We start from the raw sequence: 16,748 nt of genomic DNA on the forward strand, positions 1-16,748 counted from the left end.
GGGGAAGCGCGGCACCGATTTCCCCGGCTTTCGTGGAGTCACTTTGGTCGACTCGCGTGCCTGAATCCTCAAGCGAGGTCAGCGTGCCCGGGAGCCGCCCCCGGAGTTCCGTCGCAAGGTCATGGCTTGCGTCTCGCCAGGTCATCTTGATTCAACGAACTACCGGCGGCTGTACACCCGGCCGGAAACGCGTGGCCGACAGGAACGGCTCTCGACGCCCACCTGGTCAGGACCTGTATCCAGCTGGATAGTACTCACCGTGCTGAATCATGCAGATAATCTGTCGACCACTGATATCGCCCCTCATCCTGGACGTCCTGTCCGACTCTTGATTCAGCTGCCGCGATAAATTATTCCTGATTGAGCCTCAAGAGGTGGACTCGTGGGCGATCGGTCAAGCGCCGTAGGGCAAATTATTTCCCCGCCGAAGGGTGGCGGGGCCCTGCGTGGGATCGGCGAGAAGTTCACTCCCGACCTGTATACCGGAACCGGGAATTTCACAGTTCCCATCACCGTTCCGCCAGGACGCAATGGACTGTGGCCAGACCTGAGACTGGCGTACGGTTCGGGCACCGGGAACGGCCCGTTCGGGCTCGGCTGGTCGCTTTCCGTTCCGGGAGTGACGCGCAAGACTTCCCGTGGTGTTCCCACCTATGACGACTCCAGGGACACATTCCTGCTTTCCGGTGCCGAGGATCTGGTTCCAGTCGGGTCGACCGGCTCCGCCATTCGATACAGGCCCAGAACCGAAGGGTTGTTCGCACGGATCGAACACATTCACGATAAGACGGACGACTATTGGGATGTCCATACCGGCGACGGCCTGATCAGCAGATATGGAAGTCGCCGTCCTGAGGATGCCGAGGCCGACTGGCGCGACCTCGCGACCATTGCCGATCCTGATCGGCAACACAGAACCTTTGCCTGGCGGCTGACCCGTACGACGGATCCGTTCGGTAACCGGATCGAGTACGTGTACGAGACCGATCCCGTTCAACGAGAGGGTTCCCGCCGCTGGGACCAGCTTTATCTGAAGGAAATCCGCTACGCGGACCACGGTGACAAGGATGATCCGCTCTTCCTTGTCGGCATCAGGTTCGTTTACGAACCGCGACCTGACATGTTCTCGGACTATCGCGCCGGTTTCGAGATCCGGACCGCACGGCGTTGCACGCGCATCGAGGTGCACACCCACCCCGCTACAGGGCAGGACATCCTGGGGCGATCGTACGAGCTCGGCTACCTCGACGACACGACGCCGAACGGGGTGTCCCTGCTGTCGCGGATCACCGTTCGCGGCCACAACGGCGACGAGACCGAGACGCTTGCCCCGATGACCTTCGGCTACACCCGATTCCAGCCTGACCGGCGGGCTCTGCTCACGGTCTCCGGATCGGATCTGCCGCTTGGTTCGCTGGCCCGGCCCGAGTTCGAGCTTGTGGATCTGACGGGCAACGGGCTTCCCGACATCCTGGAATTGGACGGGGTCGCCCGCTGGTGGCGCAATCTCGGGAACGGGCGGTTCGCGCCGTCTCGGAAGACGGCCGACATTCCTGCCGGGCTCAGCCTGGCGGACCGGGGTGTGCAGCTCCTTGACGCGGACGGTGACGGGCGCGCGGACCTGCTGGTGACAGCCGGTGCTCAGAGCGGGTACCACCCCATGTCCCTCGGCGGGCTGTGGGATCGGCGATCATTTCAGGCCTACCAGGCTGCGCCAAGCTTCGACCTGGAAGATCCCGAGGTACGGCTGGTGGACCTGGACGGCGACGGGGTCACCGATGCCGTCCGCTCCGGCGCGAGAATGGAATGCTTCTTCAACGATCCACGCCGAGGCTGGTGGCAGACCACCCAGGTCGAGCGAGGCGGGGCAGCGGAGTTCCCCGATGTCAGTTTCTCGGATCAGCGCGTGAAGCTGGCCGACATGACGGGCGACGGGCTTCAGGACATCGTGCTGATCGGCAGCGGCTCCGTGTCGTACTGGCCCGCACGGGGCCGTGGCTCCTGGGGACGGCGCATCACGATGCGGGGCGAACTCGATCTACCCGACCGGGTCGATGTTCGCCGGATACTTCTCGGCGACGTCGACGGGGACGGCCTGGATGACCTCGTGCTGGTCGGTGACACGTCGGTCACCGTCTGGATCAACCAGTCAGGTAATCGATGGGGCGATCCCATAGAGATCCCCGGCACTCCACCTGTCACCGACATGACCGCCGTGCGGCTGACCGACCTGCTCGGTACAGGCGTGCGGGGCGTTCTGTGGACCATGGACGCGGGGGCGAGCCGTACCCGGGCGTGGTTCCTGGATCTCATCGGGGGCGTCAAGCCGTACCTGCTTGAGGAGATCGACGACCGCACCGGCGCCGTCACACGTATCGGTTATGCCCCCTCCACCCGCTTCTATCTCGAAGACGAGCGTCGTCCGGCGACGCGCTGGCGCACACCGCTGCCTTTCCCCGTCCAGGTGGTGGCCCAGGTGGAGTCGGTTGACGCGATCTCCGGTGGCAGACTGACGACCGAGTACGGCTACCACCACGGATACTGGGATGGGGTCGAGCGTGAGTTCCGTGGATTCGGCCGCGTCGACCAGCGCGACACTCAGACTTTCTCCGCGCCGAAATACGGCTTGTCTCCCCCGACGGAGACTCGCGTCTGGTTCCACCAGGGGGCGGTCGGCGACGGGCACGGCGGTTGGACGGAAGCCGACCATCGTGCCGAGTTCTGGCCGGAGGACCCCCAGGCGCCGGCACGCCCCGCCGGGGTCACTCGTTTCCTGGCAGGTCTCACGCCGGATGCCCGGCGGGACGCGTTGCGGGCGCTGCGCGGACGGGTCGTGCGCACCGAGCTGTACGCCCTCGACGGAACAGCCCGTGCGATCCGGCCGTACACCGTAACCGAGCAGGTTCATGAGGTCGGCCCGCTACCGGGTGGCGTGCCCCTGCCCACCGCACCCGAGCGATGGCGGTCACGGGTGTTCTTCCCCTGGACCTCGGCGGAACGGGCCACCCAGTGGGAGCGCGGCGATGATCCTCTGCACCGGTTTCGTTTCAACGGTGACCACGACGCGTACGGGCAGCCTCGCGCGCTGACGTCGGTCGCGGTGCCGAGGGGAAGGGACTTTCGCGTCGCCGCGGCTGCGAGCGCGCCCTACCTGGCCACCCACACCATCACCACCTACGCGGTGCGGGATGACGACGAACGCTACATCACCAACCGGGTGGCCAAGACGACGACATACGAGGTCGCCAACGACGGCGGCCCCGCCCTGTCCGAACTGCTCGCCGCGGCCGGGGAGGGATCCGCGCTGGGCGAGGTGCTCGCCCAGACACTGAACCATTACGACGGGCCGGCATTCCACGGCCGGGACCTCGGCGAGCTGGGTGATCATGGCGCCTTGGTCCGTACAGAAAGGCTGGTTCTCACCCCGAAACGCTGGAAGGCCGCATACGGAACGGACTCTCCGCCCTATCTGACCGACGGCACGGCGGTGGCATGGACCGCCGAGTATCCGCAGGCGTTCCGCGACTCGCTGCCCGCCCAGGCGGGTCTCAGGTTCGAGCCCGGCGGAACCGCCGAACGGGGCTGGTTCAGCGCTGTCGAGCGCCGCCGTCTCGACGTCCACGACGATCCCGCCGGACGCGGGCTCGTCACGGCCACTCGCGATCCGCTGGGTGGCGAGATCCGTTGCGGCCATGAGTTCTCCCTGCTCATCACCGAGGTGATCGAGGAGACCGGTGGGACGAACCTCGTCACGACCGCCGAATACGATCATCGGACACTGCAGCCCGAAGAGATCACCGGCCCCAACGGCGAGCGCACCCGGTACGCCTACACCCCGCTTGGACTCCTGGAGAGCGTGGCCGCCCTCGGGCGACCGGATGAGAACGCGGGCGACACCCCGGAACAACCCGGCACCCGGTTCGTTTACGATCATCTCGCGTTCGCCGAGCGTGGCCTTCCGATATCAGCACGCACGGTGAAACGGGTCCATCACATCGCCGATCCATCCGTATCGCCCACCGAACGAGACCAGACGATCGAAACGATCGAGTTCTCCGACGGGTTCGACCGCATCGTGCAGTCGCGCGTTCAGGCGGAGGATGACACCTTCGGCGACTCCCCGTTCGGCGACTCGGGACTCCCCGCCGATCAGGGGTCCAACGCCGATGCCGTGGCCCGGACGGTGTCGGACCGCGTCGTCGTCAGCGGCTGGCGTGTCTATGACAACAAGGGCCGGGAGATCGAACGCTACGAACCGTTCTTCTCCGCCGGTCAGGACTTCGCTCCGCCTGGCGACGCGGAGAACGGCCAGAAGATCGCGATTCACTACGACCCGCTGGGCAGACCGGTGCGGACACGCCACCCGGACGGATCGGAGACGCTGATCGTTCACGGCGTGCCGCACGACCTCGCCACGCCGGAACGTTCCGCCCCGACGCCGTGGGAAACCTGGACCTACGATCCGAACGACAACGCCGGGCGCACCCATCCCGTCGCCGCGAACGCCTACGCCGACCACCACGACACGCCGGCCAGTCAGGTGATCGACGCGCTCGGCCGCACCGTCGAGGTGGTGGAGCGCAACGGAACCGACCCGGCCGACTGGCTGGTCACCCGTTCCGTCTATGACCTGAGGGGCGACCTGGTGGCTCTCGTCGATCCACTCGGCCGCACGGCGCTGACCCAGATCCACGACCTGGCCGGACACCGATTACGCATGGACGGTCTCGACTCCGGGCAGCGTCACCGGGTTCTCGACGCGGCCGGGAACGTCATCGAGGAGTCGGTCGCCGACGGGAACAAAGGCCCCCTGACCCTGTACGCCTACGACGTACGACAGCGACGAGTGCGGATGTGGGCACGTGACGCCACCCCCGAGCCCGTCACCTTACGCGAGCTGGTGATGTATGGGGACGCCGTCGACACCGGTCTTGATGACGCCGCCTCCTCGCACCTGCTGGGCCGGGTGCACCGGCACTACGACGAGGCGGGCCTGGTAACCGTCGCCGCCTATGACTTCAAGGGAAATCGCGTCACCGAAACCCGCCGCCCGGTGGCCGACAGCACCATCCTGACGGTCTTCGACCCGCCACCGGCCGACTGGCGGGTCAGCACCTGGCGGATGGACTGGGAGCCACCGCCGGGCAACACCCTCGCCCAGCACGCGGCGGCACTTCTCGATCCCGAGGATGCCGCGCTGCGCACCACGACGACCTTCGACGCGCTGAACCGTCCCCGCGTGATCCGGCACGAGCGAGGAGCCGCCGGCCCGGCCGCCGAGCTGACCCACGCCTACAACCGGGCCGGAGCGTTGGAAGGGCTGGAGCTCAACGGGGCCACGCTCGTCAGGCGCATCGCCCACAACGCCAGGGGGCAGCGGGTCCTGATCGCCTACGGCAACGACCTGATGACCCGCTGCGCCTACGACCCCGTCACCTTCCGGCTCTCCCGGCTGCGCAGTGAGCCGTTCACGGTTCTCACCGACGGTGACCATCACCCGGCCGGAGCCCCCTTACAGGACCTGAGCTACTCCTACGACCTGGCGGGTAATCTGCTGCGACTCCGCGACCGTACGCCGGGCAGCGGCGTCCCCGGCCGGCCTGCTCTCGGCGGCATCAACGCACAGAACTGGCTGAACCGGGACTTCACCTACGAACCCATCTACCGGCTCAGCACGGCCAGCGGCCGGGAGGCGGCCCTGCCCGGCGCTCCTGAACCGTGGCTCGACACGCCCAGAGGCATCGATCCGACCGCCACCCGTCCTTACCTGGAGAGCTACCGGTACGACGCCGCGGGCAACCTACGTGAGCTCCGTCATCGAGCAGGTCTGCCCCAGCAGGGAGTGACCACCTTCGTCCGGCGATTCCAGCTCACCGGCACCGATCCCGACCAGCCGGACGACAACCGCCTCCGCACCGTCAGCTCAGGCCAGACGACCACCGACTACGCCTACGACGCGGCCGGGAACCTCGTCGGCGAGACGCTCTCCCGGTGTCTGGAATGGGACCATGCCGACCGCTTGCGCTCCTTCCGCAACCAGGACGGCACCGGCGAGCCCACACCGTACGCCCACTACCTGTACGACAGCGCCGGGCGCCGGGTGAAGAAGATCGTCCGTGAGCAGGGCGGCACCGTGCGGACCACCACGTACGCGGGCACCGCCTTCGAACACCACGGCACACTCCGGGCCGGTCAGCTGACCGACGAGCACACGCTCGTTCATGTCATGGACGGCCGCCACCGGATCGCGATCGTCCGCCTCGGCCCCGCCCCCGCGGGCGACCACACCCCGGCGACCACGTATCACCTGGGTGACCATCTCGGCAGCGGCAACGTGGTCGTGGATGACACCGGTCAGTGGATCAACCGGGAGGAGTACACCCCCTGGGGCGAGACCAGCTTCGGCGGCTTCTTCCGCAAGCGCTACCGCTTCACCGGCAAGGAGCGCGACCTGGAAAACGGCCTCAATTATCACGGCGCCCGCTACTACGCCCCGTGGCTCGGGAGGTGGGTCTCTCCAGATCCTTCAGGTCCAGCAGACCACTTGAATCTCTACCAGTTCGTCAATGCGAACACGCTCAGGAATATCGACGAAGATGGGCGGGGGGAAACAGACGTAGATCGCTCCAGGTCTCGCGTGATCCGCTGGGCCGAGGGTCGAGTTGACAACGGCCAGCAAAAATCTGAGAAGCAAAATCTCGAACAACACCTGAACGCCTTACCCAAGCCTGCCGGAAGCGCTCCACCCTCACCTGCAGCGCGGCGATCCGGTGGATCCACCTCTCCTGGAATCCCCATATACGGGCCCGAACTTCCAGGCGACTTCATAAACTCCGGCGGCTTGCCGATCGGCGCTTCACCGGGTCCGGCCTTACCGTCGATGGGAAGCAGGAGAGGAATCAGGATCGGCGCCGCTCTCGATATCATCGGGGAATTGAACAGATGGGCCGAGATCAGAGAGGGTTTCAAGAGATTCGATACGGACTGGCAGAAATTCTGGCGCAATGAATGGTACAGCAAGTCCATCAGAATAATCCGCGGCCCGACATCGGGTGCCACGGCGGGAATCGAAGGCAATCAGTCCGGTCTGGAGGCCGCACGCCCAGGAAGGCCTTCTCCCTACCAGGGGAAGTTCCTCTATATTGACGAGCTAATCTCCCGAAGCAGTACTCCTGACTCCCTGAAGGGCATCAAGTCCTTTTTGGACAAGGCCCACCATGGCTGGCAGACCAACCATCCGGATAACATCGCAAAAGGCGGCGCCTCACTGCTGACAAATGATCGGTGGGAGCCACTATCCGATGAGGAATATCAAGACATATCCGCACATATTGACGTCAAAATTCATCTGCTTGAGAACAATCAAATGGGCGGCGTGTCACCAGCGGGTGATTATCCGTTGCCGCAGGTCAACGCATTCGGCCGTGGATGAGAACCGACACGGAGCATCATGAATCTGCAAGGGCGAGAGCTGGAATTCGGGCTGCACGGCGATGATGTGGCTCTGCTCCATCAGGAGCTGAAACTTCTCGGGTTCGACATCGGCTCCGGAGAAATCGCGGAGAAGCAGTTCGGGAAGTCAACGCGGAGCGCGGTGTCGCAGCTCCAGCGCGATGCCGGGCTCACCGTGACGGGACGGGTCGACGTGGAGACCGCCCGGCGGATCAACGCGGCGGTCGACGAACGGGGAAGTCTGATCGTCCGGGGGCAGGTGCTGCGGGAGTCCGGAGAGCCGGTCGACGCGGTCCGGGTGCGGGCCGCCGACCGGGATCTACGCCGAGAGGAACCGCTCGGGGAGACGGTGTCCGCGGACGGCGGGCACTACCGGATCGCCTACCAGGCCGATCGGTTCATCCAGGGCGAGGAGGGTAGCGCCGACCTGGTCGTCCGCGTTCTGGATGAGCGGGGAAACGAGATCGGCCACTCCGAGACCCTCTTCGACGCGCCCGCCGATGCCGTCCTCAACGTGATCATCAGTGTGCGGGACGCCGCCCCTCGGTCCGAGTACGAGGAACTGCGTGAGCTGCTCGATCCGGTGCTGGACGGTGTGGACCCCGCCGAGCTCACCACCGAGGACGTGGAGTTCCTGGTGGGCGAGACCGGCGTCCCCAGAGATCAGGTGCAGTTGCTCGTCCACGCGGCCGGGATGGCCGGGGAGGCCGGCATTCCGGTCGAGGCGTGCTACGGCTTCGGCCGGGTGGGCCTGCCCACCGAGCTGGGGTCCTTGCTGAAACACGATCTCGGCGAGCTGCGAGCGGCGCTGGAGAACGCGATCACCGGCGGTATCGTTCCGCAGGAACTGCGACACCGCCTCGATGAGATCATCGACATCCTGCGGCGGTCGCAGGCGACACCGAAGGTGACCGAGCAGGAGCGGCTGGCCGCCTACCAGGCGGTGGGACGGCTGGTCGGCGAACGGTCGGATGCCGGTCTGGCCGGCTTCGCCGTACAGGCCCATGACCTGGACGCGTCACCACCTCGTGATCTCGGGCGGGACACGAGCGGGAACCGCGGCGTGTTCGCCTTCACCTACAACGCGCCCCCCGGGCTGGGTGACGCGCCTGGCGCCACCCGTCGGCTGGCGTTGTATGTCACCGACCTTGACGGAGTCGAGCGGTACGCGGCGGAGATCTCCTTCCCGGTGGTGCAGGAGGTCGCGCTCGACGTGAGGGTGGCCGTACCGGAAGAGGTCCGGCCGGATGTCCCCCTCGCGGATCTGGCGGGCACGCTCCACATCGATCTGCCTGACGGCCTGCTGGATGATCTCGCGAACAGGGACGTGCACGGTCTGGCGGATATCCGCCGAGCAGGCGGACTGGGGCTACTCGCCGGCCTTCCGGTGCCTGAGGGGGATTCGTCGGTGTCACTCCTCGACGCGCACGCCTCGCTACATGCGATCTCGCCGGACATGAAGGTGAACGCCGTTCTGATCGAAAAGGGCTACACCGGGCCTGCGAGTATCGCCGCGGCGTCGAGGACCGGCTTCGTCCAGGCCTCCGCCGAGATCATGGGCTCCTTCAAAGCGGTGCAGCTGCATGCCGCGGCCAAGGCCTGGACGGGCTTCTCCGGCAACGTGGTCCTTGATCTCCTCGGCACGGTGGCGGGCGGGCAGTCGAGCCGGCTGACGGCCGTCGCTCAGACGGCCGCGTCCCATGCGGCGGAGAAGGCCGCCTGTGGCTGCCGGGACTGCGAGACCGCTGTCGGCCCACTGGCCTACCTGGCCGACCTCCTCGACTATGTCCTGGCGCACGTCGAACTCGACGGCAAGCCCATCACTCGCGACTACTTGGCGGACACGTTCCTGCAGCCCTTCGCACGGCTGCCCGCTGACTGCGCTGCCGCCGATGAGGAGGTACGGCAGGCCCGGATCTGCGTCGAGGTGATGCGGGCCTACCTGGCCGCCCACCCGCCGGCCCCTGGAAGCCGCGCGGTGCTGGACGGCGCGGAACGCGCTTGGAGGCTGGCCGCCTACCAGGAGCTGCTGAGCAGATGGGGGTCGAGCTTCGAAGAGATCCGCCTGGCCCGCACCGCTGAATCCGCGCGTCGCGCGGCGCTGGCCGATCGGCTGGGCATCACCTTGACGGGTCCGCGGCCGGATGCCCTCGACCGGCTGCTCCGCGACCCCGCCGCCGCTCCAGGCACCGCCAACGCGCTTACCGAAGAGGTCCTTGAACGGCTGTTCGGTCTGGCCGATACCACCCGCGATCCTCTCGTCGCCCGCCCCGATCCCGAACTGCTCGTCTGGCAGTTGGCCCACCTGCGTGTGCTGTGGCAGGCGGAAGAGTGGCCTGCCGATCTTCCTGAGGACACGCCGGTCGTGGATCCCGACGTCGTCGGCCCTGACGACTTCCGCTCCCCGCAGGCCAAGGCGGGAGTCGCGGCACAGGACGGTGCGTTCGACCTATGGCTGCGGCGCCACACATGGGTGACGGATCAACTGGCCGCCTTTCTGGCGATGACCACGGACAGACGTGGACAGCAGGTCCCCGACCTGGCCGCCATGCTGGCGGCGATGTACCAGCAGGTCGGCTATCCGGCCGCGGGCGGGGACATCGGTGTCGTCCCATGGGCGGCGACCACTCTGCCGGGTGACTTCCCCGCTCTGCTGCGCGCCCTGGCCCGGCCCGCCGACGCGGCGGCGGCCCGTCGGCGCATCGCCACTGATCTACGTCTGCCCCCCGAGGCGTTCACCAGGCTCGCACAGATCTACGCACAGGACGCGCTCAACGGCACCGACCAGCGGGAAACGCCGGTGACGGAGGAGCTGTGCGGCGACGTGCGGTCCATCCTGGTACAGGCGCGGAAGACGGCATTGGCGACGGCCTGGTGCGACGAGGAACAGGCGGTCGCGATCCGGCTCGGTGGCATGGACTTCTGGCCGGCCGCGCGCCCGCCGGAGGAGGGGCAGTGGCCGCCCATCCCTCCCGCGGGGCTTCCGATGGTCGACCCCACCGTGGTGGCGATCGACGATCTGCCCGACGTCACGGCAGGCCGGAAGGCGCGAGCGCTGTGGCGGCAGCGCGGCACCCGCCTTGAGGAGATCGCCGAAGAACTGCTGGGCGCCCGGGAGACGGGTGGGATCGACGCCATGCTGAGCCACGCGCTCGGTGATCCCGACCCGGGCGATCCCCTCCCGCACGACCTCGACGCCCTGCAGAACCGGCTCGGCAGTCCCGACCCCGCCGTGGTCGCCGCCGCCGAGCGGAACGTCGTCCAAGATCTGCACCTGACCGTGCAGAACTTCGGCCGGCTGATGCTGATCAGAGCCAAGGCCCTGTCGGCGACGCCCGCGCAGCGACCGACGGCGGCCGAGTGGAATGAGGCGGTCGCGTTGCTCACCCGCGCCCAGAAGGACAGGCGTGAGTTACCCGGCTGGACGGCGGCCGAGACGGCGGCCGGTCTACAGCCCTGGCAGACGCGCAAGGCCAAGCTGCCGCCGTGGCGAGCCACCGCTCAGTCCCGCGCCGACTGGGAACGCGCCCTGCGCACCCGGACCCGGCCCCCCTCCGTCGACCCTGACCTGATCGGACCTGCCGATCTGCGTGACCCACGTGCCGGGCAGCTGCCGTACGACATCTGGCGGGCACGCCGTACGTGGGTGGACAGCGAGTTGAGCGGCCTGAGAACAGTGCGGGAAGGAGCCGCCGACCCCATGACGGGGCTCTCCGACGCGGTACTCCGTGCGGTCGGCGTTCCCTTGGACGAGCTGGTCGCGCTGGCCGCCGAACGGCAAAGCGGTGGTGCGGTGGGGACGCGGCTCGCCCAGCTGGACCTGACCCCCGGCAGCCTGGCCCATCTCCTGCGGGTCCGCGATCTGGTGCTCGCCGGGTTGCCCGTCCTGGATGCCGAATGGGCCGGGGTGGACGCGATCCTCGCCCAGGTGGGGAAGCTTCGCCGCCGCGCCGAATGGCGTGCGCGGGAACAGGCAGCCGGCCTGTTCGTCGGCCCCGATCATTTCGTGATCCGCTCCGGCACACCCGAGCTGCCCGCGTGGCTGTCGTCCCAGGCGAACCGCCGCGCCTGGGAAGCCGTCCTCGGCGCCCGCGTCGACCAGGAGCTGTCCGCCCGCAGGGGGTTCTCGCGTGTCGTCGACGCCGTGGAGGAGGCCACCCTGCCGCGGTTGCGTGATGCGCTCGTCCTCGCCTCCGACCTGCCCGGTAACGATCTGTCGAGCAAGGCCAAGGCCGTCACCGACCGGCTGCTGATCGACGCCGCCGTCGCGGGCTGTCAGAAGACCACACGCGTCGCCCAGGCGATCGAGACCCTGCAGGGGATGCTGTTCGGGCTGCGAACAGGTCAGCTCCGTGACACCTACCCCGGCCTGCTGCCGGTCGCCGACGATTTCGACCAGGAATGGAGGTGGATCGGTTCTTACGCCGCCTGGCGGGCGGCCATGTTCGTGCACATGTACCCGGAGAACGTCCTCATTCCCACCCTGCGACGCCGTCAGACCCCCGCCTTCCGGGAGATCGTCACCCAGCTTCGGGCGGGCCGCCGTCTGACACCGCCGATGGCACGCGAGGCCGCGTCGGCGTACGCGGGCTATTTCCAGGACGTGTGCACGCTGCGGCTCGGCCCGATCTGCCATGCCGTGACGGCGTTACGGGCGGTCGGCCGGGAACCGGTGGACGGTGACGACCGGCGCATGACGCACCTGTTCGCCCGGGGCGGCAAGACCGGCGCGGTGTACTGGTCGGTCTACGACCCGGCCGCGCCCGACGGTGACGCGCAGACGTTCTGGCGAAAGGTCGAGGGCCTCGACCATGTGATCGACCTGGTCGGCGCGGCCCCGGCGCGAGTCGGGCCGGACCAGCGCTTCGTCTGCCTGTTCGCGCGGGTCCAGGACAACGCGAGGCAGGCGCTGAAGCTGGTCAAGCTCGACCTGTCCTCGGGGACGTGGTCGGACGCGGTGCCCTTGGACCTGTGCGACCGGGACGACGGACAGGAAGCGGTCTACTTCACCGCCGTGGTCGCGCAGAGCACCGACGACTCCCTGCCACCCCGGCTGGTCATGCGGGTGCCCGACGGGTCGGTGTGGAGTCACCGCCTCGACCTGGACCTCGGTGGCTGGGCCGAGGACGACTGGAGACTGCTGGTCACGCCAAGCCGCGGGCGTGAGTTCCGCGCGATCAGCGCGATGATCGAAACCAGCCCGGACCAGTTCTACTTGATCGTCGAGTCCGGCAGGCTGCAGCAGTACGGCAACACCGTCTGGTACCGGCTGTATGGGCGCGGCGACGACGGCCGGTGGCGGTCCGGCGGATCCGGGCGCTTCGCCGGGGCGGTCCCCTGGCCGAACGGAGATCTCTTCCTGTTCCTTCAGCAGGGATCCGCGACAGCCGGCGTCCGGATCAGCGCCGGGTCGACACCTGATCTGGGCATCGGCATTTGGCGGCTCAGCGACCTGCAACTATGGCTGACACAGGTACCCGGGGTATCACTGAACAACATCGTGATCACCGACGGATCCCTGTTCCAGGGCCTGACCCTGTGGCAGTTCCTCAACCTCCCCCAGTCCTCAAGCATGTTCCAGGGCCTGCTCGGCACGCTGTTCGGCAGCTACTACCGGGAACGCGCCAGGGTCTACGTACAGGCGGTGGAGGCACGGCTCGACAAACCCGCCTGGCGCGCCTGGAAGCACGCTGACGATCTCGTCCGGGAGTTCGCCAAGCAGTCACTCAGCCAGGTCATCCTGCGGATTTTCGGTTATCCCAGGGGGGAGGACGCCGCGAGCGTTCGGGCCCCGGTTCCGTTCCCCAACCGCGGCTACCGCGAAAAAGGTGCCGAATTCGGGTACGCGACCGGGGCACCGCGCATCGCTCCCGCGGCGGGCGGCAACCCGGGCCGCCTGCACGCTCGGCAGAAGAAGCTAGGACAGGCCGGGATCACCCTCGTCCGCCTCGAACGCGGCGGCGATACGCTGGCCGAGCAGGCGCCCGTCACCGTCAACCCGGCCGTAGCGGGGCCTTTCCATCTCACGGAACGGCTTTCCAGCGAAGAGCTGCGATTGCGTGCCGCCACGATGTCGTCGGTGTTCGACGCCACTACCGGACATTCCGCTTCGATCCTGACATACCTACAGGAGGCCTGGTATCACATCCCGATCCTGCTTGCCCAGGAACTGCAGCGACACGGTCAGCACGTCTCGGCGCTCGACTGGTTCCGCACGGTGTACGACTTCACAGCGCCCTCCGGACAGCGGAAGATCTATCCCGGTCTCGTTCGGGAGGAGTCGCTGTCGGCCGTCTACGGCCGAGCCGACGACTGGCTGCTGGACCCGCTCGACCCCCACGCGATCGCCGGGGTCCGAGCCGGCACGGCCACCCGCTTCACGTTGCTGTCGATCATCCGTTGCCTGCTGGAGTTCGCGGACGCGGAATTCACCCGAGACACCTCCGAGTCGATTCCCCGAGCCCGCACCCTGTACATGACAGTGCTGGAATTGCTTGACGCCCCGGAGCTCCGGCAGGCGCCAGGAGCATGCGACGAGCTTGTCGGCACTCTCGACATCGAGGTCGGGGAAGCCGAGTGGGAGACCGTGTGGATCACAATTCGCCGGGAACTGTCCTCCATCGGTGACATGAAGATCCTGCGCAGAGCGGTCTCGGATGTTCGCACCGCCATGTCGGGGGCGGGGACGCTCGCGGAACGCGTCTCCGCCGCCATGGACGCCGTGAACACCGCGAAGGCCGCGATGCCCTCCGCCCTCGATCTGGGACAGGTGCTGGACGGCAAGGCCGTCGATCACGCGCGGCTCCAGCTCGCCCTGCTGGCCGTGCCGGAGCTTGAGCCGGCCGCACGCCGCACGGCGGAAGCCGCAGCGAGTGCCTACCGGCAGGCCGTCGAGCAGGCCACCGGCAAGGATGCGGCGGCGCTCGAACAGGAGGAACTGCCCTGGCTGGCGGCTCCGCTGACGACGGTGCCGGTGGACGACGCCGTGGCGACGTCATCGACGTATGAGCGGCTCATCGGCACAGTCCTACGCGGCAGCCCGTTGGCCAAGGTCAAGAGAGATATCTCCAGCCGATATCTGATATCTGTGCTCGTGCCCGCGCCTTCGTTCCGGTTCTGCGTACCACCCAATCCGGTCCTACGGGCATTGCGTCTGCACGCCGAGCTGAATCTCTACAAGCTGCGTAACTGCCGGAACATCTCCGGCGCGCTGCGCAGGCTTGAGCCCTACGCCGCTCCCACGGATGCCGTCGGCGGGTTGCCCGCCATCGGTGCGGGAGGTCAGCTCGTTCTTCCATCGGTTCGCCCGCGGACTCCGACACCGTACCGCTACGCGACCCTTGTCGAGCGGGCCAAACAGCTCGTCGCACAGGCCCAGCAGGTCGAGTCGGCGCTGCTGGCGGCTGTCGAAAAGCGTGACGCCGAGGCGTACAACCTGCTCAAGGCCCGGCAGGACATCGCCATGGCCAGGGCCGGGGTCACCTTGCAGGACCTGCGGGTCGGGGAGGCACAGGACGGGGTCCGGCTGGCCGAGTTGCAGCAACAGCGTGCGCAGCTCCAGGCCGATCACTTCGACAGCCTGCTGGAGGAGGGGGTCACCGGCCTGGAGCAGGCAAGTCTCGGTCTGCTGTACACCACGGCCGCGCTACAACTCGCCTCGTCGATCACGAGTTTCGTCGCGGCGGCGCTACCGGCATCCATATCCGCCGGCTTCCCGTCCGGGGTGTCGATCGCTTACAGCCCGCAGGGGAGCGCCGGGGCCGTCGCCGGCGGCCTGTCCTCACTCGCCGCGAGCAGCAGCACCACCGCCTCCATCCTGTCCACGCTGGCCAGCTATGAACGGCGAGCCCAGGATTGGGCGTTCCAGCGCACGCTTGCCATGCAGGACGTGCGCATCGGCGAACAGCAGATCCGTCTGGCCGAGGACCACGTGCGTGTGCTCGGCCAGGAACGCGTAATCGCGGAGCTGCACACCGAGCACGCCGAGGCCACCGCCGAGTTCCTCGCCACCAAGTTCACCAACGTCGAGTTCTACGACTGGCTCGGCCGAACGCTGGAAGGCGTTTACCGCTACTTCCTCCAACAGGCCACCGCCACGGCTCAACTCGCGGCCGAACAACTGGCCTTCGAACGCCAGGAGACCCCGCCACCGGTGATCCAGGCCGACTATTGGGAGCCCTCGCACGACACCGGCACCGCAGTGAGCCCGGGAGACGGTCCAGATCGGCGGGGTATCACCGGTTCACTCCGGCTGGCAGCCGACATCACCCGCCTGGACCAGTACGCCCTCGAAACCGCCGTCCGCAAACTCCAACTCACCAAGACGATCTCACTCAGCCGCCTGGCTCCCGCAGAGTTCCAGCGCTTCCTCAACACGGGAGTACTGCTCTTCGCGACTCCCCTCACCCTGTTCGACCAGGATTTCCCCGGACACTACCTGTGTCTCGTCCACCGCGTGCGACTCTCTGTGATCGCGCTCGTCCCCGCGGTCGACGGGATACACGCCACCCTCACCTCGAGTCGTTCCTCCCGTGTCGTCCTCGGGCCCCCGGCCTTCCAGACCGTCACCCTCCAGCAGGGCCCTGATTCCATCGCGCTGACCTCCCCCCGCGACGCCACCGGGCTCTTCGAACTGGAAGCACAGAGCGCCCTACGCAATCCCTTCGAGGGCATCGGTGTCGAGACCACCTGGGAACTGCGTATGCCGCGAGCGGCCAACCGGTTCGACTACCGCTCCATCGCGGATGTCCTGCTCACCATCGAATACACCGCCCTGGACAGCAGTGACCATCGGCAGCGCGTGCTGTCGACGATCAACCGCACGTTCAGCGCCGACCGCCCGTTCAGCTTCCGCCACGAACTCAGCGATCAGTGGTACGACCTCAACAACCCCGAGCTGAGCAGCACACCGATGGTCGTGCGTTTCGCCACCGCGCGCGATGACTTCCCACCTAACATCGACGAGCTCAGGATCCAGCAGATCGCGCTGTACTTCGCCCGTGCCGACGGCGTGACCGACGAGATACCGGTGACCCATCTGCGCTTCACCGACAGCGACGCGGCAGGACCTGTGGGCGGTGGCGCCGTGTCGGTCGAGGGGATCGTCAGCACTCGCCGCGGCAATGCCGGAAGCTGGTCCGGCATGGTCGGCCGAACCCCCACCGGCATATGGGAGCTTGCGCTTCCGAACGAGGAACCGGTGACCGCCCTCTTCCAGCAGGAACAGGTCAAAGATATCTTGCTCGTCATCACTTACAGCGGGCGGACCCCCGAGTGGCCCGCCTGACAGACACCCG

The 16,748-nt window shown here is 67.4% G+C and carries 2 protein-coding genes; both read left to right on the forward strand.

Going from position 1 to position 16,748, the window contains the following annotated elements:
- Positions 1-382 precede the first annotated feature (382 nt).
- Entirely contained in the window at positions 383-7,432 is a 7,050-nt protein-coding gene (locus tag OIE13_RS15890) for a SpvB/TcaC N-terminal domain-containing protein (RefSeq protein ID WP_326638943.1), read from the forward strand.
- A gap of 18 nt (positions 7,433-7,450) precedes the next feature.
- Positions 7,451-16,738, forward strand: a complete 9,288-nt coding sequence (locus OIE13_RS15895; protein ID WP_326638941.1) for a neuraminidase-like domain-containing protein — start codon at positions 7,451-7,453, stop codon at positions 16,736-16,738.
- Positions 16,739-16,748 lie beyond the last annotated feature (10 nt).

It is taken from the genome of Streptosporangium sp. NBC_01810, from assembly GCF_035917355.1.
GTDB lineage: Bacteria > Actinomycetota > Actinomycetes > Streptosporangiales > Streptosporangiaceae > Streptosporangium.